At 69.4% G+C, this 24354-nt stretch carries 29 protein-coding genes; 17 read left to right on the forward strand and 12 right to left on the reverse strand.

The window, feature by feature from the left end; genetic code table 11:
* On the reverse strand, window positions 1-1851 hold the full coding sequence (locus ACSQ1L_RS04490) for an ABC transporter transmembrane domain-containing protein (protein WP_435992344.1): 1851 nt from the start codon (window positions 1849-1851) through the stop codon (window positions 1-3).
* Between the two features lie 131 nt (window positions 1852-1982).
* Between ACSQ1L_RS04490 and rpmE the strand changes: the two genes are divergently transcribed.
* Together rpmE and ACSQ1L_RS04500 are read left to right on the forward strand one after the other, a co-directional pair.
* A complete protein-coding gene (gene rpmE, locus ACSQ1L_RS04495) occupies window positions 1983-2207 on the forward strand; it encodes a 50S ribosomal protein L31 (RefSeq protein WP_324775138.1) in 225 nt (74 codons plus the stop codon).
* Between the two features lie 160 nt (window positions 2208-2367).
* Window positions 2368-3930: a L,D-transpeptidase family protein gene (locus ACSQ1L_RS04500; protein WP_435992346.1), complete on the forward strand. Its 1563-nt coding sequence runs from the start codon at window positions 2368-2370 to the stop codon at window positions 3928-3930.
* A 3-nt stretch (window positions 3931-3933) separates the two neighbouring features.
* Here the strand turns inward: ACSQ1L_RS04500 and ACSQ1L_RS04505 are convergent, their stop codons facing one another.
* The 3 genes from ACSQ1L_RS04505 to ACSQ1L_RS04515 all read right to left on the reverse strand — a co-directional run bounded on the left by ACSQ1L_RS04505 (window position 3934) and on the right by ACSQ1L_RS04515 (window position 5139).
* The gene (locus tag ACSQ1L_RS04505; protein WP_435992348.1) at window positions 3934-4302 is read right to left on the reverse strand and encodes a hypothetical protein; all 369 of its coding nucleotides are present in this window, start codon (window positions 4300-4302) and stop codon (window positions 3934-3936) included.
* Window positions 4299-4832, reverse strand: coding sequence for a protease adaptor protein RcdA (gene rcdA / locus ACSQ1L_RS04510; RefSeq protein WP_435992350.1), 534 nt, complete (start codon window positions 4830-4832; stop codon window positions 4299-4301). Before rcdA ends, ACSQ1L_RS04505 begins: the two co-directional genes overlap by 4 nt.
* 82 nt (window positions 4833-4914) lie before the next feature.
* Window positions 4915-5139, reverse strand: coding sequence for a DUF1192 domain-containing protein (locus ACSQ1L_RS04515; RefSeq protein WP_435992352.1), 225 nt, complete (start codon window positions 5137-5139; stop codon window positions 4915-4917).
* 60 nt (window positions 5140-5199) lie between these two features.
* Between ACSQ1L_RS04515 and ACSQ1L_RS04520 the strand changes: the two genes are divergently transcribed.
* A complete protein-coding gene (locus ACSQ1L_RS04520; protein WP_435992354.1) occupies window positions 5200-6171 on the forward strand; it encodes an NAD(P)H-quinone oxidoreductase in 972 nt (323 codons plus the stop codon).
* Here the strand turns inward: ACSQ1L_RS04520 and ACSQ1L_RS04525 are convergent.
* Window positions 6168-7004 (reverse strand): beta/gamma crystallin-related protein, encoded by an 837-nt coding sequence (locus ACSQ1L_RS04525; RefSeq protein ID WP_435992356.1) that lies wholly within the window; start codon window positions 7002-7004, stop codon window positions 6168-6170. The genes ACSQ1L_RS04520 and ACSQ1L_RS04525 overlap by 4 nt on opposite strands.
* A gap of 215 nt (window positions 7005-7219) precedes the next feature.
* On the opposite strand from ACSQ1L_RS04525, the gene ACSQ1L_RS04530 reads away from it, so the two are divergent.
* The gene (locus ACSQ1L_RS04530) at window positions 7220-7888 is read left to right on the forward strand and encodes a DUF1013 domain-containing protein (RefSeq protein ID WP_435992358.1); all 669 of its coding nucleotides are present in this window, start codon (window positions 7220-7222) and stop codon (window positions 7886-7888) included.
* 58 nt (window positions 7889-7946) lie between these two features.
* Here ACSQ1L_RS04530 and ACSQ1L_RS04535 read toward each other — a convergent pair whose 3' ends face one another.
* On the reverse strand, window positions 7947-8120 hold the full coding sequence (locus ACSQ1L_RS04535; RefSeq protein ID WP_435992360.1) for a YdcH family protein: 174 nt from the start codon (window positions 8118-8120) through the stop codon (window positions 7947-7949).
* Window positions 8121-8247: 127 nt separating this feature from the next.
* Here ACSQ1L_RS04535 and ACSQ1L_RS04540 point away from each other — a divergent pair, with 127 nt between their 5' ends.
* From ACSQ1L_RS04540 to ACSQ1L_RS04550, 3 genes are read left to right on the forward strand one after another with little or no spacing between them, the layout of a single operon-like run.
* Window positions 8248-8862, forward strand: coding sequence for a UbiX family flavin prenyltransferase (locus tag ACSQ1L_RS04540; protein WP_435992517.1), 615 nt, complete (start codon window positions 8248-8250; stop codon window positions 8860-8862).
* Window positions 8859-9326: a TIGR02444 family protein gene (locus ACSQ1L_RS04545; protein WP_435992362.1), complete on the forward strand. Its 468-nt coding sequence runs from the start codon at window positions 8859-8861 to the stop codon at window positions 9324-9326. The genes ACSQ1L_RS04540 and ACSQ1L_RS04545 overlap by 4 nt, the downstream gene beginning before the upstream one ends.
* Before the next feature lie 38 nt (window positions 9327-9364).
* Window positions 9365-9589: a YdcH family protein gene (locus ACSQ1L_RS04550; RefSeq protein WP_435992364.1), complete on the forward strand. Its 225-nt coding sequence runs from the start codon at window positions 9365-9367 to the stop codon at window positions 9587-9589.
* A 2-nt stretch (window positions 9590-9591) separates the two neighbouring features.
* Here ACSQ1L_RS04550 and ACSQ1L_RS04555 read toward each other — a convergent pair whose 3' ends face one another.
* The gene (locus ACSQ1L_RS04555; RefSeq protein ID WP_435992366.1) at window positions 9592-10149 is read right to left on the reverse strand and encodes a GGDEF domain-containing protein; all 558 of its coding nucleotides are present in this window, start codon (window positions 10147-10149) and stop codon (window positions 9592-9594) included.
* Window positions 10150-10274: 125 nt separating this feature from the next.
* Here ACSQ1L_RS04555 and purE point away from each other — a divergent pair, with 125 nt between their 5' ends.
* Window positions 10275-10766 (forward strand): 5-(carboxyamino)imidazole ribonucleotide mutase, encoded by a 492-nt coding sequence (purE, locus tag ACSQ1L_RS04560; RefSeq protein ID WP_435992368.1) that lies wholly within the window; start codon window positions 10275-10277, stop codon window positions 10764-10766.
* Window positions 10767-11843: a 5-(carboxyamino)imidazole ribonucleotide synthase gene (locus tag ACSQ1L_RS04565; protein ID WP_435992369.1), complete on the forward strand. Its 1077-nt coding sequence runs from the start codon at window positions 10767-10769 to the stop codon at window positions 11841-11843.
* Between the two features lie 33 nt (window positions 11844-11876).
* Here ACSQ1L_RS04565 and ACSQ1L_RS04570 read toward each other — a convergent pair whose 3' ends face one another.
* Window positions 11877-12569, reverse strand: a complete 693-nt coding sequence (locus ACSQ1L_RS04570) for a COQ9 family protein (RefSeq protein ID WP_435992371.1) — start codon at window positions 12567-12569, stop codon at window positions 11877-11879.
* A gap of 188 nt (window positions 12570-12757) precedes the next feature.
* Between ACSQ1L_RS04570 and rpsU the strand changes: the two genes are divergently transcribed.
* Entirely contained in the window at window positions 12758-13012 is a 255-nt protein-coding gene (gene rpsU / locus ACSQ1L_RS04575) for a 30S ribosomal protein S21 (RefSeq protein WP_168049186.1), read from the forward strand.
* Between the two features lie 69 nt (window positions 13013-13081).
* Here the strand turns inward: rpsU and ACSQ1L_RS04580 are convergent, their stop codons facing one another.
* From ACSQ1L_RS04580 to ACSQ1L_RS04590, 3 genes are read right to left on the reverse strand one after another with little or no spacing between them, the layout of a single operon-like run.
* A complete protein-coding gene (locus tag ACSQ1L_RS04580; RefSeq protein WP_435992373.1) occupies window positions 13082-13498 on the reverse strand; it encodes a hypothetical protein in 417 nt (138 codons plus the stop codon).
* 8 nt (window positions 13499-13506) lie between these two features.
* Window positions 13507-14892, reverse strand: a complete 1386-nt coding sequence (locus tag ACSQ1L_RS04585; RefSeq protein WP_435992375.1) for an ABC transporter permease — start codon at window positions 14890-14892, stop codon at window positions 13507-13509.
* Entirely contained in the window at window positions 14889-15845 is a 957-nt protein-coding gene (locus ACSQ1L_RS04590) for an ABC transporter ATP-binding protein (protein ID WP_435992377.1), read from the reverse strand. Before ACSQ1L_RS04590 ends, ACSQ1L_RS04585 begins: the two co-directional genes overlap by 4 nt.
* Before the next feature lie 149 nt (window positions 15846-15994).
* On the opposite strand from ACSQ1L_RS04590, the gene ACSQ1L_RS04595 reads away from it, so the two are divergent.
* From ACSQ1L_RS04595 to phoB, 6 genes are all read left to right on the forward strand, one after another.
* Window positions 15995-17431 (forward strand): sensor histidine kinase, encoded by a 1437-nt coding sequence (locus ACSQ1L_RS04595; RefSeq protein ID WP_435992379.1) that lies wholly within the window; start codon window positions 15995-15997, stop codon window positions 17429-17431.
* Between the two features lie 105 nt (window positions 17432-17536).
* On the forward strand, window positions 17537-18781 hold the full coding sequence (gene pstC / locus ACSQ1L_RS04600) for a phosphate ABC transporter permease subunit PstC (protein ID WP_435992381.1): 1245 nt from the start codon (window positions 17537-17539) through the stop codon (window positions 18779-18781).
* Window positions 18774-20084, forward strand: a complete 1311-nt coding sequence (gene pstA / locus ACSQ1L_RS04605; RefSeq protein WP_435992383.1) for a phosphate ABC transporter permease PstA — start codon at window positions 18774-18776, stop codon at window positions 20082-20084. Before pstC ends, pstA begins: the two co-directional genes overlap by 8 nt.
* A gap of 4 nt (window positions 20085-20088) precedes the next feature.
* On the forward strand, window positions 20089-20952 hold the full coding sequence (gene pstB, locus ACSQ1L_RS04610) for a phosphate ABC transporter ATP-binding protein PstB (protein WP_435992385.1): 864 nt from the start codon (window positions 20089-20091) through the stop codon (window positions 20950-20952).
* Between the two features lie 10 nt (window positions 20953-20962).
* Window positions 20963-21685: a phosphate signaling complex protein PhoU gene (phoU, locus tag ACSQ1L_RS04615; protein ID WP_435992387.1), complete on the forward strand. Its 723-nt coding sequence runs from the start codon at window positions 20963-20965 to the stop codon at window positions 21683-21685.
* Window positions 21686-21701: 16 nt separating this feature from the next.
* Entirely contained in the window at window positions 21702-22391 is a 690-nt protein-coding gene (phoB, locus tag ACSQ1L_RS04620; protein WP_435992389.1) for a phosphate regulon transcriptional regulator PhoB, read from the forward strand.
* 106 nt (window positions 22392-22497) lie between these two features.
* On the opposite strand, the gene ACSQ1L_RS04625 is transcribed toward phoB, so the two are convergent.
* The gene (locus tag ACSQ1L_RS04625) at window positions 22498-23382 is read right to left on the reverse strand and encodes a LysR family transcriptional regulator (protein WP_435992391.1); all 885 of its coding nucleotides are present in this window, start codon (window positions 23380-23382) and stop codon (window positions 22498-22500) included.
* Between the two features lie 194 nt (window positions 23383-23576).
* Here ACSQ1L_RS04625 and ACSQ1L_RS04630 point away from each other — a divergent pair, with 194 nt between their 5' ends.
* Window positions 23577-24311, forward strand: coding sequence for an SDR family NAD(P)-dependent oxidoreductase (locus ACSQ1L_RS04630; protein ID WP_435992393.1), 735 nt, complete (start codon window positions 23577-23579; stop codon window positions 24309-24311).
* The last annotated feature ends 43 nt before the right edge of the window (window positions 24312-24354 follow it).

Below are 24354 nucleotides of genomic sequence, written 5' to 3' on the forward strand. Positions count from 1 at the left end.
TCAGTCGGCGCGGAACTGCAACTCGGCGAGACGGGCGTAGAGGCCGCCTTGGGCCATCAGGGCGTTGTGGGTCCCCTCCTCCACCACCCGGCCATCCTCCATCACCACGATGCGGTCGGCCCTCAGGACGGTGGCGAGGCGGTGGGCGATGACGAGGGTGGTGCGCGCCGACATGGCCCGGTCGAGCGCCGCCTGGACCAGACGCTCATTCTCCGCGTCGAGCGCCGAGGTGGCCTCGTCGAGCAGCAGGATCGGCGCGTCGCGGACCAGCGCCCGGGCGATGGCGAGCCGCTGGCGCTGGCCGCCCGACAGGCTCTTGCCGCGTTCGCCGAGGGGGGTTTCGAATCCCTCCGGGAGGGCGTCGATGAAGCTCAGGGCCTGGGCTTCCTCGGCGGCGGTGCGGACCTCATCTAGTGTCGCCGCTTCACGTCCGAAGCGAATGTTTTCGCTGGCTGATACTGAGAACAGTGGCGCTTCCTGGGACACCCAGGCGAAGCGGTCCCTGACCGCCACCGGATCGGCCTCGCGCACGTCCACCCCGTCCACCGACACGACGCCGGACTGCGGATCGTAGAAGCGCAGAAGCAGGCGGAAGACGGTGCTCTTCCCGGCCCCGGATGGACCGACCAGCGCCACCGTCTCGCCCGGCCGCACGGTCAGGGAGAAGCCCTTCAGCGCGGGCAGGTCGGGCCGTCCCGGATAGCTGAACCGCACCGCCGACATCGACACTTCGCCGACGGGCGGCGACGGCAGGGCGTGCGTCGTTGCGGGCGGAGCGATCGAGGGGGTGGCCCGCATCAGCTCGTCGATCCGCTCCATCGCGCCGGCGGCCTTCTGGACGTCGCCCCAGCTCTCGCCCAGCGCGCCGACCGCGCCGGCGGCGAACACCGACAGCAGAACAAACTGCAGCAGGGCCCCCGGGGTCATCCGGCCGGCGATCACGTCCTGCGCGCCCAGCCACAGCACCAGGGTGACGCCGCCGAACATCACCACGATGACCATGGCGGTCATGGCGGCGCGGGCCTTGATCCGGACCAGCGACACGCCGAACGCCGCCTCGACGGCGTCGCCGAAGCGGGCGATGGCGCTCTTCTCGCGCCCGAAGGCCTGCACCGTCTCGATAGCGTCGACGCTCTCGCCGGCGAAGCCGACGGCGTTGGCGAACCGGTCCTGAGAGGCGACGGTGAGCCGCCGGACCTTGCGCCCGAACAGGAACAGCGGCCCGAGCAGCAGCGGCACGACCAGCAGGACCAGCCCGGTCAGCTTGGGGCTGACCACGAACAGCAGCACGGCGCCGCCGATCAGGGTCAGGAAGTTGCGAAGGGCGTAGGACACCGAGGTGGTCAGCAGCGTCTCGACCAGGGCGATGTCGGTGGTCAGGCGCGACAGCACCTCGCCGGTGCGCATGGTGGCGTAGAAGGACGGATCCAGCGTCAGGATGCGCCCGAACAGGCCCTTGCGGACGTCGGCGATGACGCGCTCGCCCGTCTTGGTGACGTAGAAGTAGCGGACCGCGGTGGCGAGGCCGAGAAACAGGGCGTTGGCCGCCAGCACCATGAACCACAGGTTCAGCCGCTCGCCGCCGTTCTCGAAGCCGTTGTCGATGGCCCCGCGGGCCGAAACCGTCAGGGCAAGCGAGGCGGCGGTGGACAACATCAGCCAGACGACCGCCATGGCCATATGGCCCTTGTGGCGCAGGGCGTAGGGCAGCAGCCGAGCCAGCGGGCGGATGTCGCGCCGCCTGGCCCGCCGCTGGCCCGCGTCGCTCATCTGCTCCATCAGGAGGGCGCCCGCGCCGGGCCGGCCGTGAAGGTCGGCGACGTCGGGAGCGGGGGCGGTCGTGTCTGTCATGGCGCGCGCCTCTTGCCCCGGAACGGCCCCCGGTGTAAACGCCGCCGCTCATTCCCGCCCCCTTGGCGGGATTTCTCATTTTCGCGCACCGACGGTCGGCATCGTCATCGCGCAGAGACCGGATAACGACCATGAAGGCCGATACGCACCCCGACTACCACTTCATCACCGTGACGATGACGGATGGTACGACCTACAAGACGCGCTCCACCTACCAGAAGGAAGGCGCCGTCCTGAACCTCGACATCGACCCGCTGACGCACCCGGCCTGGACCGGCGGCAACCAGCAGCTGATGGACCGCGGCGGCCGCGTCTCGCGCTTCAACAACAAGTTCGGCGGCTTCATCAAGAAGTAGCTTTGGCTTTTGGGCCACAGTAACGGCCAGGACGATCACGAAGGCGTCGGTCCCCGGACCGGCGCCTTTCTGTTTGTCCGGAACGCCGATAACATCCCCGCGTTGGGCCACTTGGGCGTGAACGCAGATCCTGCGTGGAATCGGGCGAAGAGCAACAGTGATGAATCGACGACAACTGGGTCTGGGCGCGGCCGCCGCGGCTATCGCGTCGGCGAGCGGCTTCGCGGCCAGGGCGCAGACCCGCGATCCGTCGTCGGTCGCCTTCTACGACAGCTTCAACGACCAGTTGGCCCGGTTGCCGGCGACGATCCAGCCCGACGTCCGCGCCTTCTATGAGCTGAACGGCTGGCGGCCGGTGTGGACGCCGGAACGCCTGCAAGGCCTCCGGAGCGCGGCCGGACGCGCCGAGCGTCATGGTCTGTCGCAGGGCGACTTCTTCAATTTCGAGGCGCTGGCCGCCGACCGCGCCGCGGCCGAGATGCGGACCACGGCTGCGGCCCTGGGCTATGGCCGGGTGCTGGCCGAAGGCCGGGTGCGGCCCGAGACAGTCGAAGACCTGTGGGAGATGCAGAAGAACCGCGTCGACCTGCCCGTCGGGCTGAACGACGCCCTGGCCCAGAACCGGCTGGTGGACTGGTTCGAGGGGCTGGCCCCGACCGACATCGGCTATTCCAACCTTTCGGCGGGCTATGTGCGCTATCGCCGCATGATCCGCGACGGCCGCAGCTGGCCGGTGTTCCAGGCCGGTCCGACGATCGAGCCGGGCGCGAGCGATCCGCGCATTCCCGTTCTTATCGAACGGTTGGTCGCCGAGGGAGACCTCGCCGCCGCCGACGGGGCCCGCCTCGCCGGAATGGGCAATGTCTACGGACCCGAGCTCGAGCAGGCCGTGAAGGGCTTCCAGGTCCGGCATGGCCTGGGCGCCGACGGCCGCATCGGCACGGGCACCCAGCGCTCCCTGTCCGCCTCGTCCGAGGACCGCGCCCGGCAGATCGCCCTGAACCTCGAGCGCCGCCGCTGGCTGAAGCGCGACCTCGCGCCCGAGCGGATCGAGGTCAATACCGCCGCCGCCATCATGGTCTACTGGAAGGACGGCAAGCCGGTTCACTCGAACCGCGTCGTCTGCGGCTCGCCCTCGAACCAGACGCCCAGCCTCGAGAAGCAGTTCGCCTCGGTCGTGGCCAATCCGCCCTGGTACGTGCCCGCCTCGATCGCCCGTGCCGAGATCCTGCCCAAGGGGCCCGGCTACCTTCGCGCCAACAACATGTTCATCACGGACTCGGGCACCGTGGTGCAGCGCGCCGGACCGACGGCGGCGCTGGGCTATGTGAAATTCGAGCTGCGCGACAGCTACGCCATCTTCCTGCACGACACGCCGACCAAGGCCGCCTTCAACCTGGCCATGCGCCAGCGCAGCCACGGCTGCGTGCGGGTCGAGAACGCCGTCGACTTCGCCCGCCTGCTGCTGTCGCCCGATCCCGCCCTGCTGGCCGATTTCGACGAGGCCCAGGACACGCGCGAGACCAAGCGCATCCAGACCGGCCGCGAGATCACCGTCCGCCTGCTGTACTGGACCGCCTTCGTCGACGGTCAGGGCCGCGTCGCCTTCCGCGAGGACGTCTACGGCCGCGACGACAAGCTGGCCGAGGCGCTCGGCATCGCCGTCAGCCTGCCCAAGCCGGTCGACGACGGCCGCAACGTGGCCAACGACGTCGGGCCGTAAAGCCTAGGGCAGGGTTTCGACGTCGACGGACACCGCTGGGCAGCCGTCCACCACGATATCTATCCGCTGGGGCCAGCCGTTCGTGACGTAGCCGCCCTCCGATTGGTGGACGCCGGTTTCATCCCGGCAGGCCGTCACGAAGCTGTTGTCGGAGAACCGGCTGGTCCGGATGACGCGCTCGCCCGGTCGCAGCCTGCCCGCCCAGGAAAATTGGCCCGGATTGGCCATCCCGATAGACAGCTCAACGGCTGAGTTGCTCCGGTTCTCAATGATAATCAGCGACCGTTCGCTGACCACCAGAGAGCCCGCCGCAACGACCACGCCCGTCACCGCTACGGCGACTGCGACCAGCAGCCAGCGCAGCTTCCTCACTGCCTGAACGCGGCCGCCAGCCGGTCCAGCTGGCTCTGCACCGGATTGACCGCCTCTTCCTCGGGCGCGTCCTGGTACATGCGCCGGTCGAGGTGCAGCACGCGATCATAGAGCTTCTCGGCCCGCACCACATACTCGATCAGCGCGATGGGCAGTTCGGGATGGGTCGGTTCGGTCTCGACCCTCCGGTCGGCGAGGCGATAACGGGGCTCGCACGCCGTGGTCGCGGTCATGTCGCCCTCGCGCACCGCGCGCTGGACCAGCAGCCAGGAGGCGATCTGCATCAGCCGGGTGGTCAGCTTCATGCTTTCGCCGGCGTAGGCCAGGGCCGTGGCCCGGGACAGCAGCTTGGATTCCCGCCGGCCGTCCCCGTCGAGATAGGCGGCGGTCTCCTCGACCAGCTCCATGCCTTCGCGGAAGGTCCGGTCGAACAGCTCCGACCGGGCGAAATCGTCGACCACGGCCGCGCGGCTGCGTCCGGCGGGCGAGGGGATGGGTTCGTCGCTGGGCATCAACTCGGTCAGACTCATGTGGCAGGCGCATCCGTATCACGGCCGGCACGGTTTCGCGCGGTGTTCAGGGCGTCTGCAACGGCCATGCCAACAGACTGATTCAGGAGCGGAAGTTGAACATGGCGTCGGCGGCGTTACGCTGGGACGACTTGCCTTCGATAGCGGCCTTGGAACGGGCGATCTCCGCCTCCAGACCAGCGATGCGCTGCTTGAGGTCCTCGACCGAATAGCCGTCCAGGTCCTCGCGCGTGAGGGCGATCAGGGGCGCTCCCCGCGCCGGACGGGGCTCCAGATCCTCGAACATCACCGCCTCCTTCTTGGCCAAGCGACAGGCAAGCGCCTATCTGAACGCCCGGATACGGACGATTGCAAGAACGGGAAGCGGATGCGGGTTGTTGAAATCTCCGGCGGAACGGGTTCCGCCGAGGCCCTGACGCCGGCGGAACGTCCCGACCCGGTCGCCGGTCCCGGCCAGATTCGCATCCGCGTTCGCGCCGCCGGCGTGAATCGGCCGGACATCGCGCAGCGCCAGGGTCGATACCCGGCTCCGCCCGGAGCCTCCGACATCCTGGGCCTGGAAGTCGCCGGCGAGGTGGACCAGATCGGCGACGGCGTCGGCCGCTGGGGTCCGGGCGACCAGGTCTGCGCCCTGCTGGGCGGCGGTGGTTATGCGGAGTACGCCGTGGTCGACGCCCGCCACGCCCTGCCCGTCCCGGCCGGCCTCGACCTGATCCAGGCCGGCGCCCTGCCCGAGACGGTCTGCACCGTTTTCGCCAATGTATTCGAGTCCGGCGCGCTGAAGACCGGCGAAACGCTGCTGATCCACGGCGCGACCAGCGGCATCGGCTTCACCGCCATCCAGATGGCCCGGGCGGCCGGCGCCCGGGTCGTCGCCACCTCGCGCGGCGCCGACAAGGCCGAGGCGGCGCGCGCGCTCGGCGCCGACCTCAGCCTCGACGCCCGCTCCGACGATCTGGAGGGCGCGATCAAGGCGTTCGGCGGCGTCGACGTGGTGCTGGACATGGTCGGCGCCGACTACGCCGCCCTGCATCAGGCTGTGCTGAAGCCCTTCGGCCGCTGGGTGGTCATCGCCACCCTGTCCGGTTCACTGGCCGAGGTCGATCTGGCCCGGCTGATGATGAAGCGGATCGTCCTGACCGGCTCGACCCTGCGGAGTCGCCCCGCCGACGAGAAGGCGCGGCTGATCGCAGCCGTCGAGGCGACCGCCTGGCCGTGGGTGGCCGCGGGGCTGGTCCGGCCGCCGGTCGAGGCGACCTTCCCGCTGGAGCAGGCGTCGGCCGCCCACCTCAGGCTCGAGGCGGGCGACCACGTCGGCAAGATCGTGCTGACGACCTAGCGGGCGAGCGGGCGCATCGACGAGATGCGGTCGTTCATCCGCCACTGCTCCAGGTTCCAGACGTCCTCGTTGATGGTCTGGCACTGGCCGCGGAAGTAGGCGTCCGTGCAGACCTGCCACGGACCGCGGACCTGGATCGAGCTGATGCGGTCGTTCAGGCCGCTGTTGCGCATGTTGGGGATTTCGTGGCTGAAGCTCTCGGATTCGCCGCGATACATGGCGTCGGCGTAGACGGTGATCGACATGTTCCCCCAGCCGCCGCCGCCGCCACCGCCGTAGCGACCCGGACGCAGGGACAATATCCGGTCGTTCATGCCCGCCGCCCGCAGGCTGCTGACGTCGCCGGAGAAGGTCTGGCACTCACCGCGGAAGTTGGCGTCGGTGCACGCGATCCAGTCTCCCCGCATCCGCATGGAGCTGATGGCGTTTTCCATGCCCGAGCGACGAAGGTCGGGCATGGCGCCCCGGAACGACTCGGACCGCCCGCGGAAACCGTCGTCCCGATAGACCACGATCTCGCCGCGTCCCGGCCCAGGACCGCCCGGGTTCCAGTCGTCGCCGCCGGACCCATCCTCGTACTGACCGCGATGGGGACCGCAGACCAGCAAGCCGTCGCGGTTGCGGATCTCGTAGTCCGAGCAGCGGTTCAGTTCGATCGAGGTGCCGCGAATCCGGTTCCGGTCGTCGCGGCAGTCGGCGTACAGCCGGCCGCGGTTGACGTATTCGCCGCTGCAGCTGTCGCGATAGTCGCCTCGTGGCGCCACACGCACCCCGAGTTCCTGGGTGGTGGCGCCGGACATCATGGCCATGGCGGCGAGTGTTTCGATCAGCATGGGTCCCTCCCATGGGGTTTCATGGACGCACAACGCGTCTGCGGGGCCACTGTTCAGCAGCCCGGATGAACCTTGGCTGTATGATGATGTCGGCTTTCGTTTTCTTTTGTCGCGAATAAGCCTATATCGGTGACTTCCGCGCCCGGCCGAAAGGTCGGGCGCCGTCGTATCCGGAACCTGCCGCGGCGGGTCCAACCAAGAAGCAGAAGACGCCCATGACCGACATTCTGATGCCCAAGGCCACCGCGGTCTGGCTGGTCGACAACACCTCCCTGACCTTCGAGCAGATCGCCGATTTCTGCGGCCTGCACCCGCTGGAAGTGCGCGGCATCGCCGACGGCGACGTGGCCCGCGACATCCGCGGCGCCGATCCGCTGGTCAACGGCCAGCTGACCCGCGAGGAGCTGGACAAGGCCCAGAACGATTCCAGCTACCGCATGCAGGCCGTGGTCAGCCGCCACGCCGAACTGCTGAAGAGCCACAAGCCGGCCCCGAAATACACGCCGGTGTCGCGCCGTCAGGACCGCCCAGACGCCATCGCCTGGTTCGTGCGCAACCACCCCGAGGTGACCGACGCCCAGATCGCCAAGCTGCTGGGCACCACCAAGTCCACCATCGAGAGCGTGCGCAACCGCACCCACTGGAACAGCGCCAACATCAAGCCGGTCGATCCGGTGACGCTGGGCCTGGTCGGGCAGCTGGCGCTGGACGAACTGGTCAAGAAGGCCGCCGACAAGAAGGCGAAGGACGACGCCAAGAAGGGCGGCGCCACCCTGCAGCCCGCCGACGCCGCCGAGCCCGCCGAGCCGGAATTCGTGCCGGAAGCCCGCGAGCGCCGCGGCGCCGAGCCGACCGCCGAGTCGGTCTTCGGCAAGAAGGACTGAAAATGAAAACGGCCCCGGATCGCTCCGGGGCCGTCTTTCCTTGTGCGGGAGGCCTTCGCTAGTGCGCTCGGGCCTCCAGGCTGGTGATCTGTTCCTTGAGCCGGAGCTTCTGTTGCTTGAGCTCCCTGACGCGAAGCGAGTCCGCCGCCGGGTGGGTCATTTCGCGCTGGATGGTTTCATCCAGGTTGCGGTGACGGTTTCCCAGTTCGCGGATACGAGCTTCGATGGTCATGGCTTGCGCCTCCATGTCTAAGGGACCACTAGATTGAGCGCCCGGCTGAACCGGCTGTAGAATCACATTCCGGTGACCCGCCGGCGTCCGGACACGGACCACCCTGGAGCCCCAATTGGCCGAAGATGTGCACGGAGCGGCGCGGACCCCGCCCCCCTCGAACCCCCAACGCCTCGTCGTCGGAATTTCCGGTGCGTCCGGCGTGGCTTACGGCGTCCGGACGCTGGACGCGCTACGCGAACTGGGGGTCGAGAGCCACCTCGTCGTCACCCGCGCCGCCCTGCTGACCCTGTCGCAGGAGACCGATCTGTCCGCCGACGACCTGACAGGCCGCGCCGACGTGACGCACCGGCTGAACGACGTCGGCGCCTCGATCGCCTCGGGTTCGTTCCGGACCATGGGCATGATCGTCGCGCCCTGCTCGGTGCGGACCATGAGCGAGATCGCCACCGGCGTGACCTCGACCCTGCTGACCCGCGCCGCCGACGTCGTCCTGAAGGAGCGGCGGCCGCTGGTGCTGATGGTGCGCGAGACGCCGCTGCACCTGGGCCATCTGCGCACCATGACCGCGCTGACGGAGATGGGCGCGATCATCGCCCCGCCCCTGCCCGCCCTCTACGCGAAACCGGCGTCGATCGAGGAGATGGTCGACCAGTCGGTCGGGCGGGCGCTGGACCTGTTCGGGCTCGAATGGTCGGGCGTGCGCCGCTGGGCGGGGCTGAAAGGCGTGACGACCGAATGAGCGACCTGTGGGACTGGGCCGTGCGGGCCTACGCGGCCGAAGGCGTCAGCGACGCCTGCCTGCATCTGCAGGACGCGGCCGGACAGAACGCGCCGCTGCTGCTGTGGGCGGCGTGGGCCGCGCGCACCGGGCGGACCCCGGACGCCGACACGCTGGAAGCCGGCTGCGACATCGCCCGGGCCTGGCAGGACGCGGCCATCGCGCCGCTGCGCGCCGTGCGCCGCACGCTGAAGGGCCCCAATCCGGATCTGGAGAACGCCGACCGGGAAGCGGTGCGGACCCAGGTCAAGGCCGTCGAACTGGAGGCGGAGCGTCGTCTGCTGGCCGCGCTCGAGGCGCTTTCGCCGCCGCCCGGAGCCGCGCCGGCCCCGGTGCTGGAGGCGCTGGTCGCGGTCGCGCGGCGCTGGTCGCCGATGACGCCGCGGGCGGGCCTGGTCGAGCTGGCCGAACGGCTTCCGGCGTGAGCCGGCGCGCGCTATAAGCCCGCGTTCGGGGCCCGATGATGAATGACGACGATCCGTTTCTAAGCGAGGAAGAAAAGGCGCTTCACGCCCGGCTCAAGGAGCTGCGCCTCGAACACTCCGACCTCGACGCCTCGATCGAGGCGCTGCTGCGGTTGCCGCAACCGGACCAGCTGATGGTCGCGCGGCTGAAGCGGAAGAAGCTCACCCTGCGCGACGAGATCGTGAAGATCGAGGCCATCGTCCTGCCCGACATCATCGCCTGAGATCAGCGGCCCTTCTTGCGTACCCACATGGCGGCGTCGGCCTCGGCCAGCCAGACCTCGGGATCGGTGTGACCGGCGAGGGCGCGGACGCCGAACGAACCGCCCAGCCCCGCCGACCGGCCCTCCCATTCGAACGGGACCTTCTCCAGCGTCTCGGCCAGCCGGCGAGCCTTTTCGCGGCCCTCCTCAAGGCCGGCGCTGAGCATCAGCAGGCCGAACTCGTCGCCGCCGAGCCGCCCGACGGCGTCGGACTCGCGCAGGTTGGACCGCATCATCTCGGCCACGTGGATCAGGGCCGCGTCGCCGGCGGCGTGGCCGAGGCTGTCGTTGACGCCCTTGAAGCCGTCGAGGTCGAGATAGAGCAGCACCGCGGGCACGTCGTGGCGCTGGCAGAAGGCCATGGCGCTCTTCATGGCGGCGACGAAGCCGCGGCGGTTCAGGGCGGGAGTGAGGACGTCGTGGTCGGCCGCCGCCTCCGCCGCCTCGGCGCGGCGGCGCAGGGCCTCGACCTCGGCGCGCAGGCGCTCGATCTCGGCGATGGGATCGATGACGTCGGTCACGGTCGAATAGGCTCCCCCGGCCGGCGACTCACCGGGCGCCGACCTGCGTTCAGCCTAACGCCGTCGGTTGCGGGCGCAACGCGAGTCCTGTATCGCGCCGCTTTCGTCGGAAAGGGCTACGACTCATGACGACTGCGACGCCTCAAGTGGCGATCATCATGGGCAGCCGCTCGGACTGGCCGACGATGAAGCACGCCGCCGACGCGCTGGACCGGCTGGGCGTGGCCTGGGAGGCCAGGGTGGTCAGCGCCCACCGCACCCCGCAGCGCCTGTTCGACTTCGCCACCGGAGCCCGGGCCGCAGGCTACAAGGTGATCATCGCCGGGGCCGGCGGCGCCGCCCACCTGCCCGGCATGGCGGCCTCTATGACCGAACTGCCCGTGTTGGGCGTGCCGGTCGAATCCAAGGCCCTGAAGGGCATGGACAGCCTGCTGTCGATCGCCCAGATGCCCGGCGGCGTGCCGGTGGCGACGCTGGCCATCGGCGAGCCCGGCGCGAAGAACGCCGGCATACTGGCGGCCCAGATCCTCGCCCTCTCGGACGCGGTGCTGGCCGGCCGGCTGACGGCCTTCCGCGAGGCCCAGACCGAGGCGGTTCACGAGACGGTCGAGGACTGAGTGGCGGTTCTCCCCCCCGGATCGACCCTCGGCATTCTCGGCGGCGGCCAGCTGGGGCGGATGCTCAGCCAGGCGGCGTCCCGGCTGGGCTTCAACGTGGTCATCCTCGATCCGGAGGAGAACTGCCCGGCGGCCCGGGTGTCGCAGGGCCAGATCGTCGCCGCCTATGACGATCCCACCGCCCTGACCGTGCTGGGCCGGGTGGCGCAGGCGGTGACCTTCGAGTTCGAGAACGTGCCCGCGGCCTCGGTGGCGACGCTGGCCGAGGGCGGCGCCCTCGTCGCGCCCGGCCCCAAGGCCCTGGCCGTGGCGCAGGACCGCGTCGACGAGAAGACCTTCCTGAACGGCGTCGGGGCCACCACCGTCGATTTCGTCGCCGTCGACAACCTCGACAACCTGCTGGCCGGTCTGGAGCGGCTGGGGACGCCGGCCCTGCTGAAGACCCGCCGCGAGGGCTATGACGGCAAGGGCCAGGTCTGGGTGCGCTCGGCGGAGATGGCCGCCGACGCCTGGCAAGCCATCGGCGAGCGCCCGGCGATCCTGGAGGCGAAGGCCGATTTCACGCGCGAGCTGTCGGTGATCGCGGCGCGAGGCCGGGACGGCGCCATCGCCGTCTATCCGCTGGGCGAGAACGTCCACGCGGGCGGCGTGCTGAAGACCACGATCGCGCCGGCCGGGGTCGATGCGACGACGGAAGCGCGGGCAAGCGCCATCGCCACCGCCGTTCTCGAGGGCCTCGAGTACGTCGGCGTTCTGGGCGTCGAGCTGTTCGACCTCGGAAACGGCGCGCTGCTGGTCAACGAGATCGCGCCGCGCGTCCACAACACCGGCCACTGGACCCAGGACGGCTGCGCCTGCGACCAGTTCGAGCAGCACGTCCGAGCCATCGCAGGCTGGCCGCTGGGGCCGACCGCGGCGCACGCCCGGGTCGAGATGACCAACCTGCTGGGCGACGAGGTCGAACAGTGGACGGCGCTCTCCGCCGAGCCCGACGCCCGCCTGCACCTCTACGGCAAGGCCGAGGCCCGGCCGGGCCGCAAGATGGGGCATGTGAATCGGGTGAAGCCGCTGGTCTGACCCTGCTTCAGAGCCTCTCCCGTTGGGAGAGGGTTACTCGACCTTCGCGCCGTAGCGCATCCGGCTGAGCGCATCCGCAACCTTCCGGAGCGGGGCGTCGAAGTCCTTGCCGGCCTTCCATTTCTCGAAGGCCATGACGTTTTCGATGCGGCGGGCGACGAAGACCTCGGCGGCGTCCCTGCCGTCGAACCAGCGCATCGTCAGGGCCGGGATCAGGATGCCCGACAGGATCGCCCGCTTGGAGTAGTGGTTCCAGTCGGTGGCCGTGTCGCCCGCCCAGTTCCACAGGTCGTCCGCCGTTTCCCACGCCAGCTTCAGCCCCAGATCGGCGTTGACCGGCAGGGCCAGGAAGACGGCGCAGCGGCGGGTGGCCTCGAGATCGGCGGCGCCGGCCTCCATGCGGGCCGAGACGGCGCGGGCGATTCGCTCGCGGATCTTCAGGAATTTGGGATCGATCTCCGCCAGCGACGCCAGCGCCCGGTCGTCATGTCGCCGCGACAGCAGGGCGGCCAGATCCCGCGCCCCGTTGGGAAACAGCAACTCCTCGTCCCCCAGCGACAAGCCGTTCGCGTCGCAGGCGGCGCGGACCATGCGGCCGTTCCAGCCCAGCCCCGGCGCGCGCTCGACGGCGGCGTCCAGCACCGCCTGCTCCATGCGGTCGGCCCAGTCGGCTTTGGGAGCCTCCCCTTCCGGCCGGTCGTTCGACAGGTGTGGCGCGTCGGTCATGGCGCCAGCATATGCCCGTCCGGCGGGCGTTTCGACCCTTCACATCTTGCCGCGACGATCTGGACAGGGCGGGGCCGCTCGTGTATCAGCCCGCCTTCACTCGCGGACCCCCGTCTGACGAGGATGAGATTTATTTGTCTGCCCGTCTCCCTCACAGGACGCGGCGGGCGGCCAAAGGAGAGTTCAACCTGGTACAGATTTTCGTTCGCGATAATAACGTCGATCAAGCACTGAAGGCCCTCAAGAAGAAGATGCAGCGCGAAGGCAGCTTCCGCGAGATGAAGCGCCACGTGCACTACGAGAAGCCCTCGGAGAAGCGCGCCCGCCAGAAGGCCGAGGCCGTGCGCCGCGCCCGCAAGCTGGCCCGCAAGCGCGCCCAGCGCGAAGGCCTGCTGCCGCCGCCGAAGCCCCGCGTCCCGGGCGCCGGTCCGGCCCGCGGCTAAGCCGACGTTACGAACTGAAGATCAAAAGGCCGCCCCGGGAACCCGGGGCGGCCTTTTCCATGCGGAATCTCAGTCGAGTCCGGGTGCGTCCGGCCCCCAGATATTGAAGGTCAGGACGCCATCACGCGCCGAGAGATAGAGGGTCGTGTTCTCGAAGACCTCGAAGTGGAGATTTCCCTCCGCCCCTCCGATCTTCAGATTAACCCAATATCGCCCCGCCATCAGGCATTGGGTCGCGCCCGAGAATTCCGTCGACCAGTCCTTAGTCGTAAGCTGGGCCTCGAATAGGGGCGCCTCATCAACATTCAGCACGACCAGTTCGTCTTCCACCCCGGTGAAGATGAAAGAAACAAGATGCGTCGGCGGAGGCGGGTTTGCCGGATCATAGCGAGACAGGAGTCTGCACTGATCCTCGGCGTGAGACGTTCCGGGAGCCAGCAACATGGCCGCCAAGCATGCCGCAATAGTCGCAGAGAAGCGCACCATCGTAACCCCTACCGCCCCCGGCCGATCGCGCCCGCGAACGCCTTCCAGCTGAGCTTCACGTCCGACAGCGCGCCCGCCCGGAAGGCCCGGCCGGCGATCCAGACCATCAGCAGGGCGAAGGCGAACATGCCGGCCATGGTGCCGACGATCTCGATCATCGGCGGCTCGGACGGGGCCCGGGCGCTCATCAGGAACGGCGTGAAGAACGGCACCCACGACATGATCTGCACCACCGGCGCGTCCGGCGTGCGGATGGCCAGCTGCATGACCAGCAGCGGCACGATGAGGATCATCATGATCGGCCCCATCAGGGTCTGGGCGTCGCGCGGCGTCTCGCAGAAGGCCCCGATGGCGGCGAACAGCACCGCGTACATCAGATAGCCGCCCACGGCGTAGGCCAGGAAATAGCCGATCAGCCCGCCCTCGAGCAGCACCTCCCCGACCATGCCGGCGTACTGCGGCAGGCCCCCGATCAGACCCGCCGCGGCGATGCCGCCCCAGACCAGCAGCACGGTGATCGTCAGCAGGGCCACGCCCAGCACCTTGCCGGTGAGGATTTCCGTCGCAGACGCCGAGGACAACAGCACCTCGAGGATCTTGTTCGACTTCTCCTCCATCACGCTGTTCAGCAGGATCGAGGCCCCGGTGATGATCAGCGACCACAGGATGAAGCCGGAGGCCAGGCCGATGATGCCGGGCAGTTGGTCGCGGAAGGAGACCTCCCCGCCGCTGGAGGATCTCGGCGACAGGGCGGTGACCTCGGGCTCGAAGCGGTTGGCCGCCTCGACCACGCTCGGATCGATGCCCACGGCCGCGAAAACCTCGCGCCGGTTGGCCTGTTTGAGGGCCTCCCGCACGAAATCCTCGACCGTGTCGTCGGTGGCGCGGCGCGTCCACACCCGGGCGGTCGGCTTGCCGTCGGTCCGGTCGAGCAGCACCACGGAGTCGAGCCGCGCCTCTTCCGGAACCTCATCGCCGAGATAGTGGCGGGCGAGGTCCTCGCGGGCCTGTCCGGGCGCGGCGGCCGCCAGATCAGCCGGCGGGGCGACGATGCGCATCTTCAGCGCCCCCAGTTGATCGAGGGCGCCGCCCGCGGCGGCGGCTCCCGACTGGCCACCGGTCTTCTGCGCCTCAGCGGCGGCCTCCCGGCTGCGTCGCTGACGGCGTTCGCTGTCCTCGCGCAGGGCGGTCTGGACGGCGGCGGCGAGGCCGGCGGCCTGCGGCCCCTCCTCGATCACCACCACCTCGCGCATCGGCTCGCTGGTCTTCATCAGGATCGGAACGGCGCCGCCGAGGACGCCGAAGACCGGAAAGGCCAGCAGCGACAGCCAGAAGCCCACCGTCTTGGCATAGGCGGCGAACTCGCGGCGGGCGATCAGCAGGGTGCGTTTCATCGGGCGGCCTCCGCGGCTTTGACGGACTGGTCCTGATCGGGGTTGTCGCCGGTCAGGCCGATAAAGGCGTCGTGCAGGCCGGGCTCGCGCAGTTCGAAGCGGCGCACGTCCAGACCCCCGAGGAAGGCGGCCTTGAGGGCGTCCTGGCCCCGGCCGCCGGGAGAAAGGGCGGCCTTGAGCACCCGGACGCCATCGACGTCGGAAATCACCTGCACGCCGCTGACGCCCGGCAGGCCGGACGCCTGCTCCGGGGCGATGGCGCCCTCCAGTTCGAGGAAACGCGGCGCCGTGGCGCGGGCTTCGGCCACCGTGCCCTCGAACGCCTTCTTGCCCCGGGCCAGCAGAACGACCTTGTCGCACAGCCGCTCGGCGTGCTGCATCACATGGGTCGAGAACAGCACGGTGGCCCCGTCGGCAGCCAACTGGCGGATCACTTCTTCCAGCCCCTGCTGGTTGACCGGGTCGAGGCCGGAAAAGGGCTCGTCGAGGATGACGAACTCGGGCCGGTGCACCACCGAGGCGATCAGCTGCACCTTCTGCGACATGCCCTTGGACAGTTCCTTCATCTTCTTGCGTTTGGCGTCGCCGAGGCCCTGGGCATCGAGCATCTCGCGGGCGCGGCGGCGGCCCTCGCCGGTCGGCAGGCCCTTCAGCGCGCCGAAGAAGGCGATGGCGTCGACCGGCGTCATCTTCTTGTAGAGCCCGCGCTCCTCCGGGAGGAAGCCCAGCCGGTCGCGGACCTTGCGGCCATCGTCGGCGCCGAGGATGGTGATGCGGCCCGAGGTGACGGCCTGCAGGCCGAGGATCATGCGGATGGTCGAGGTCTTGCCCGCGCCGTTGGGACCCAGGAAGCCGCAGATCGTGCCCTTCTCGACCTGGAAGCTGAGGTCGCGCACGGCCTGGAAGTCGCCGTAGCGCTTGCTGACCCCGTCGAGCGTCAATGCCGCCGCCATATGTGTCCCGCCCCATGTCGATCCGTGCGGACAGTGGTAGGGTTGTAAAGGACGTTTGACAACCGCCCCGACCCCCGCCGGCTGTGCCTTTGTCATGAAATCCGTGTCATGTTCGGGCGATAGAGGCGGCGAGCCGACCGGAATCCTGAATGCCCTACGAATCCCCGCCCTCGCCTGTCGCGCCGCCCTCCGGATCCCGCCTGTGGACGACGGGGGCCAGCGCGGGCGTGTCGATCGCCGTGCTGCTGGGGGTGGCGGTGCTGCAACCGGACAGCGCCGGCTATCTGCTGGCCGGAGCGGCGCTGGTGGGGCTGACGACCTGGGCGGTGGCGCGGCGGATGGCCGATCGGCCCGCCCGGCCGGCGGGGGCGGCGTCGGAAGCGACGCGGACCGAATCGGCCGCGGACCGGGCCCTGCTCGACAGCCTGTTCGAGGCGCTGGCGGACCCGGTGCTGGTGGTGTCGGGGGGCGAGGCGGACGACATCGGAGATCGCCGGGTCGTGCTGGCCAACGCCGCCGCGCGGGAGCTGCTGCGGATTCCACGCGAGGGGGCGCTGCTGGTCTCGGCCCTGCGCGACCCGGCGGTGCTGGAGGCGGTCGACGAGGCCCTGTTCGGCGGCGTGGCGCGGAGCACCGACTACGGCGGCGTCGGGGCGCAGGCCCGCCACTGGCGGGCCCTGACCCGCTCCCTTCCCTCGACCGACGGGCGGGCGCTGGCCCTGATGGTGCTGCGCGACGAGACCGAGGTGCGGCGCATCGAGCTGATGCGGGTCGACTTCCTCGCCAACGCCAGCCACGAGCTGCGCACGCCGCTGGCCTCGCTGGCCGGCTTCATCGAGACGCTGAAGGGCCATGCCCGGGACGATCCGAAGGCGCGCGACAAATTCCTCGACATCATGGCGACGCAGGCGGAGCGGATGGGGCGGCTGGTCGCCGACCTGCTGTCGCTGAGCCGGATCGAGCTGAACGAGCACATCCCGCCCGCCGGCCGGGTCGATCTGGCCCTGGCCGCCTCGGACGTGGTCGATGCGGTCAGCGTGCTCTCGGCGGAGCGCCAGGTGCGGGTCGTGTTGCAGGACCGGGCGACCAGCGCGCCGGTGCACGGCGACCGCGATGAAATCGTGCAGGTGGTCCAGAACCTGGTCGACAACGCCATCAAATACTCGGCCGGGGGCGACACGGTCGAGATCGTCATCCAGCCGACGGTGACGCTGGACCAGGTCTCGGCCCCGTGGTCCGGGGGCAGCCGGGGCGAAGGGGCGACGCGGCTGCCGCTGGTGACGCCGGATCGCGAGCCGGGGATCCGCTACGCCGCCGTCACCGTGCGCGACCACGGGCCGGGCATGGATCGCGAGCACCTGCCGCGCTTGACCGAGCGGTTCTACCGGGTCGAGGGCCAGAAGAGCGGCGAACGGGCGGGCACGGGGCTGGGGCTGGCCATCGTCAAGCATATCGTCAACCGCCACCGCGGCGGGCTGACGGTGGAGAGCGCCCCCGGCGAGGGCGCGGCCTTCACCGCCTACTTCCCGGTGGCGACGCGCAAGGCCATGGCCGGAGAGGCCGAAACGGGCGGCCGCACACCGTAACAGAACTGTCATGGCGTCGTCGTAATCCGCTGACCATTCGCAGGCAGTTTCCGCCCGGTACGAACCGGGCGACCGGCGCGTTCCGATTCCCGGTTCCGGATCCACATGACCTGGCTTTTCCCGCCGCTGCTGATCGCCGCCGCCGTCGCCGCCTATGTGGGCGGACGCGCGCTTGCGCGTCGGCGACAACAGGGGGAGCGGGCCCATTCGCGCCCCGGCCAGCACGGCGCCTATGCGCTGATCTGGGCCGTGGTTCCGGCGCTGGCGGTGCTGGTCGGCGCGGCCATCCTCACCCCCTCCGTCGGCGCCGCGGCGACGGCGGCCGGCGCGGCGCTGGCAGCGCTGCTGGGCGCCCTGTTCGCCTTCAGCCGCATCCGGCCCGAACTGCGCGCCCGTAACCGGGTCGAGGCGTGGATCGTCGGCCTGCTGTTCGCCAGCTCGGCCATCGCCGTGCTGATCACCGTCGGCATCATCGCCGCCCTGGTGTTCGATTCGCTGCGCTTCTTCGCCTCGGTGCCGATCGGCGAATTCCTGTTCGGGACCCAGTGGAGCCCGCAGACGGCGATCCGGGCCGATCAGGTCGGCTCGAGCGGGGCGTTCGGAGCCCTGCCGCTGTTCGCCGGCACCTTCCTGATCATGCTCATCGCCATGACCGTGGCCGCCCCGGTGGGCCTGTTCGCGGCCATCTACCTGTCGGAGTACGCCGGTCCGGTGTTCCGCGCGACGGTCAAGCCAGTGCTGGAGGTGCTCGCGGGGGTGCCGACCGTGGTCTACGGCTTCTTCGCCGCCCTGACCGTGGGACCGGCGTTCCGGGAGTTCTTCAACGGCATCGGGAGCCAGCTGGTCGGCGGACCGCTGGACGGACTCGGCCAGTACCTGATGCTGGTCCAGAACCAGATGGCCCTGGTGGCCGGGGGCGTCATGGGGATCATGCTGATCCCGTTCGTCAGCTCGCTGTCGGACGACATCATCAACGCGGTGCCGCAATCCCTGCGCGACGGCTCCTACGCCATGGGGGCGACCAAGTCCGAGACGGTCAAGCGGGTGCTGCTGCCCGCCGCCCTGCCCGGCGTGGCAGGCGCCATGCTGCTGGCCATGTCGCGGGCCATCGGCGAGACCATGATCGTGACCATGGCCGCGGGCCTGGCGGCGCGGCTGACGCTCAATCCGCTCGACACCGTGACCACGGTGACGGTGCAGATCGTCACCCTGCTGACCGGCGACCAGGAGTTCGACAGCCCCAAGACGCTCGCCGCCTTCGGCCTCGGCCTGACCCTGTTCCTGGTGACGCTGGCGCTGAACATCGTCGCCCAGCGCATCGTCCAGACCTATCGGCAGCAGTATGACTGAGGCGACCCTGACCCCGCCGGAGACGGCCCGCGCGAACGGCTCCGTCCGCACAGACCGGCTGCGCGCCGGCCTGAAGCGGCGCTACGCCCGTGAGGGCCGGTTCAAGCTGTACGGCCTGCTGGCCATCGGCGTGGCGGTGGCCTTCCTGCTGCTGCTGCTCGGCCGGATCATCGAACAGGGCCACACGGCCTTCTACGCCCACTCCATGACCGTGCCGGTCTACATGGACCCCGCCCGCATCGACCGGTCCTACCCGCAGGGGACCAATTTCGAGCTGCTGGCCGCCGAGCAGGCGCTGGCGCGGCTGGGGATCCCCGACGACGCCGAGGGCGCCAAGGCGACGGCCATGCGCGGCCTGTTCTCGTCCGAGCTCAAATTCATCGCCGCCGGGCGGATCGAGCAGAACCCGGATCTGGTCGGCCAGACCGTATCGATCACCGCGCCGCTGTCGGACGACGCGGACCTGTATTTGAAGGGCGAGATCTCGCTCGACACACCCGCCGCCCAGCGTCGCCTGTCCGACCAGCAGATCGCCTGGCTGGACCAGATGCAGGCCGACGGCCGGGTCGAGAGCCACTTCAACACCGCCCTGTTCACCAAGGGCGATTCCACCGAGCCGGAACTGGCGGGGGTGCTGGGCGCCGTGATCGGCTCGGCCCTGATGCTGCTGGTCACCGCCGTCATCGCCATTCCGCTCGGCGTCGGCGCGGCCCTGTATCTGGAGGAGTTCGCGCCCAAGGGCCGGCTGACCGACCTGATCGAGGTCAACATCAATAACCTGGCCGCCGTGCCGTCGATCATCTACGGCCTGCTCGGCCTGGCCCTGTTCATCAACTGGATGCACCTGCCGCGGGCCAGCCCGCTGGTCGGGGGGCTGGTGCTGGCCCTGATGGCCCTGCCGACCATCATCATCGCCACCCGCTCGTCGCTGAAGGCGGTGCCGCCGTCGATCCGCGAGGCGGCGCTGGCCATGGGCGCGTCGAAGACCCAGACCGTGTTCCAGCACACCCTGCCGCTGGCCATGCCCGGCGTGATGACCGGCGCCATCATCTCCATGGCCCACGCCCTGGGCGAGACGGCCCCGCTGCTGCTGATCGGCATGGTCAGCTTCGTGCCGGGCATCCCCCACGCCCTGACCGAGCCCACCGGCGCTCTGCCCTCGCTGGTCTATATCTGGGAGAACGCCTCGGAGCGCGCCTTCCACGAGCGCACCGCCGCCGCCATCCTCGTCCTCCTCGCCTTTATGGTCGTCATGAACGCCGCCGCCGTGCTCCTGCGGCGCCGCTTCGAACGCCGGTGGTAGTCCTATGAAGTTCAAGCTCTTTCGTGCCCCCGACGGCGCCTCGGGCGGTTCCCCCGCCGACGAGGCGGTGATCGCCCCGCCGCCCGTCCTGCACAGCGCCGACCCGGACGCGCCGGTCAAGATCGCCGCGCGCGACGTGTCGGTCTTCTACGGCGACAAGCAGGCCCTGTTCGACGTCTCGATCGACATCGCCGACAAGACCGTCACCGCCCTGATCGGCCCGTCCGGCTGCGGCAAGTCGACCTTTCTGCGGACCATGAACCGCATGAACGACACCATCTCCGGCGCCCGGGTGTCCGGACGGATCGAGATCGACGGCGAGGACGTCAATGCGAAGTCGGTCGACCCCGTCCTGCTGCGCGCCCGGGTCGGCATGGTGTTCCAGAAGCCGAACCCCTTCCCCAAGACCATCTACGAGAACGTCGCCTACGGCCCGCGCATCCACGGCCTGGCCGACGGCAAGGCCGAGCTGGACGGCATCGTCGAGGCCTCGCTGAAGCGCGCCGGCCTGTGGGACGAGGTCGCCGACCGCCTGCACTCGCCCGGCACCGGCCTGTCCGGCGGCCAGCAGCAGCGGCTGGTCATCGCCCGCGCCATCGCCGTCGAGCCGGAGGTCATCCTGATGGACGAGCCGTGCTCGGCCCTGGATCCCATCGCCACGGCCAGGATCGAGGAGCTGATCGACGAGCTGCGCGAGCGCTACTGCATCGTCATCGTCACCCACTCCATGGCCCAGGCGGCGCGGGTCAGCCAGCGCACCGCCTTCTTCCACCTTGGCCGGCTGATCGAGATGGGCGACACCGAGGACATCTTCACCAACCCGCGCGAACGGCGCACGCTCGACTACATCACCGGCCGCTTCGGCTAGGAGCCCGCCCATGACCCAGCACACCGTCAAGGCCTATGGAGACGAACTGGACCAGCTGACCGCCGAGGTCGCCCGCATGGGCGGCCTGGCCGAGGCCCAGGTCGCCGACGCCATCGAGTCCGTCGCCCGCCGCGACGTCGCCCTCGGCCGCGCCGTGATCGAGCGCGACCACAAGCTCGACGCCTTGCACCGCGAGATCGAGAAGAAGGCCATCCGCCTGATCGCCCTGCGCCAGCCGGTCGCCTCGGACCTGCGCCGCACCCTGTCGGCCATGAAGCTGGCCACGGACCTCGAACGCACCGGCGACCTGGGCAAGAACATCGCCAAGCGCGGCCTGGTCCTGGCCGAAGGCCAGCCGATGCAGCCGCTGACCCGCTCGATCGAGCGGATGGGCAAGCTGGTCTCGATGCGGCTGCGCGACGTGCTGGACGCCTACGCCGCCAGCGAGATCGACCGGGCCGTCGCGGTCTGGAACACCGACGACGAGGTCGACGAACACTACAACAGCCTGTTCCGCGAGCTGCTGACCTACATGATGGGCGATCCGCGCACGATCAGCGCCTGCACCCACCTGCTGTTCATGGCCAAGAACCTCGAGCGGATCGGCGACCACGCCACCAACATCGCCGAGACCATCTACTACGAAGTCACCGGCCAGGAGTTCACCGGCGAACGCCCACGCTGGAATCCCGACGCCGCCGAAGAGTCCCCCGAACCGCCGACGCCCGCCTGAATTCCGGAGAACCGCCGTGCAGCCCTATGTTCTGGTGATGGAAGACGAGGACGCCCTGGCGACCCTCGTCCAGTACAACCTTGAAAAGGAAGGCTACCGGGTCGTCGTCGCCGCCGACGGCGAGGAGGGCATGCTGCAGATCGAGGAGCGGCTACCCGACCTCGTGCTGCTGGACTGGATGCTGCCCAAGCTGTCGGGCATCGAGGTGTGCCGCCGCATCCGCGGCAAGGCCGAGACCCGTAATCTGCCGATCATCATGCTGACCGCGCGCGGCGAGGAGACCGACCGGGTGCGCGGGCTGGACACCGGCGCCGACGACTACATGACCAAGCCGTTCTCGATGGTCGAGCTCAACGCCCGCATCCGGGCGGTGCTGCGCCGCATCCGCCCCGGTCTGGCCGACGACCGCCTGAACCACGGCGACATCGTCATCGACCGCGTCGCCCACCGGGTCCGCCGGGCCGGGACCGAGATCCACCTGGGGCCCACCGAGTTCCGCCTGCTCGACCACCTGATGCAGCACCCCGGCCGGGTGTTCAGCCGCGAACAGCTGCTCGACGCGGTGTGGGGCTCGGACGTCTATGTCGAGGCGCGCACCGTCGACGTGCATGTCGGCCGCCTGCGCAAGGCGCTGAACATCGAGGGCACCGTCAACCCGATCCGGACGGTGCGCTCGGCGGGCTATTCCCTGGACCTTGGGGGTTGAGAAAGCGGACCGACCGGACGGGCCGTTGCCCATCGCCCGAGGGGTTCATCGTAACCGCAGACCCACAGCTGCCGAAGCACCGTCTACCGCCATGCCTTCGTTCTTCTCAGCGCAGCCCGGCGAGAAGCGGGGCGTAGACAGCCAACCTGCGGGATACGAACTCGGTAAAGAGCTGGACGCGCTTCGTCTTGCGAGTCTCCCCCTGTGTGAGAAGCCAGAGCGTTCCGTACAGGTGCAGGCCAGCGCCCGGAACCCTCACCAACTGGGGGTCGGCGTCTCCAACGAAGCACGGAAGGGTCGTGATCCCGAGCCCTTGCCGGACCGCGACGATCTGCGCCTCGCCGTCGGTGACCCTGAACGGAGCCCCCGTCGCGCCAACCTCACCCCCACGGGCCCAGTCCTGGATTCCGTCAGAGCTAATGACGATCCATCGGATGGCGTCGAGAACCCCTGCACGCCACGCGGCCAGTCGATCACGAGACATGTAGACGCTTCCGAATAGCTCCGGCCCCTTCAGGCCGTGAAGATTGAGCGGGAGGGTCTTGCGGTCGTAGACGACGCGGAGCGCGACATCGGCCTCCCGGTTGGTCAGGTTCGCCAGTTCGCCGTACGACAGGATGTCCAGTTCGATGTCCGGATGCAGACGCGCGAAATCGGCGAGGTCCGGCATGAGCAGGTGGGTCGCGAGGGTCGGCGCCAAGGTCACCCGCAAAAGCCCGCGCACACTCTGGTCGCGACCGAAGACACGGGTCTCCAGCTGGTGCGACGACGCTTCCATCTGGTTGGCGAGCTCGAGGACCTCCTCGCCCGCATCCGTCAGGCGATAGCCCGAAGGCCGCTTTTCGAACATCCGCGCCCCGAGACGTTTCTCCAGCTGGGCGATGCGCCGCAGCACGGTCGAGTGGTTCACCCCGAGGCGCTGGGCGGCGGCCCGCACCGAGCCGCCGCGCGCGACGGCGAGAAAGTAGCGGACGTCATCCCAGTCGATCATGGTGCAATTCGGCACCGCATGGCGCCCCTTCCAACGCATGTTGCTAGCACATCCAACCTCCGCACGGGCGGACTTCATGCCTTGGTCGGATCGTTTTTGCACCACAGATGTGCGCGCTTCCGCACTCCACGCCTGACACCGGCAGACCCACTTCCATCGCCTCGGGACGACCCCGGACAAGGAAGGATGCAGTCATGACCAGACTGAATGGAAAGACCGCGGTGATCACCGGCGGCGCTACGGGCATCGGCCGCGCCGCCGCAAAGCGCTTCATCGAGGAGGGCGCCGTCGTCTTCATCTTCGGTCGTCGGCAGGACGCGCTCGACGCCGCTGTGGCTGACCTCGGGCCCAATGCCCGCGCGGTGAGGGGCTCGGTCTCCGATGAGGCCGACCTGGATCGGCTGTACGCGGCGGTGAAGGCCGAGCGTGGAACCCTCGACATTGTCTTCGCCAATGCCGGGGTAGGAAGCCAGCTTGCGCTCGGCAAGATCACCGCCGAGCACATTGACGAAACTTTCGACGTCAATGTGAAGGGTACGATCTTCACGGTCCAGAAGGCGCTGCCGCTGATGGGCCAGGGCGGTTCGATCATCCTGACCGGATCCAGCGCCGGCACGACGGGCGCCCCGGCCTTCACCGCCTACAGCGCCAGCAAGGCGGCGGTGCGCAACCTCGCGCGAACCTGGACGGAGGACCTGAAGGGCACGGGCATCCGCGTCAACGTTCTGTCGCCCGGAGCGACGGCGACGGAACTCGTGAGGGAAGCGCTCGGCGCTGAGGGCCTGCAGGTCTACGGCTCGATGACGGCGTTCCAGCGCATGGGCGACCCGTCGGAAGTCGCGGCGGCGGCGGCCTTCCTCGCATCATCGGACAGCAGCTTCATGACTGGCAGCGAGGTCGCCGTCGATGGCGGCCTGGCGCAAATCTGACCCCAACCCCCAAACCCCACCCCCCAAACCAAGGAGATCTCCC

This window comes from Brevundimonas sp. LjRoot202 (assembly GCF_964253355.1).
GTDB lineage: Bacteria > Pseudomonadota > Alphaproteobacteria > Caulobacterales > Caulobacteraceae > Brevundimonas.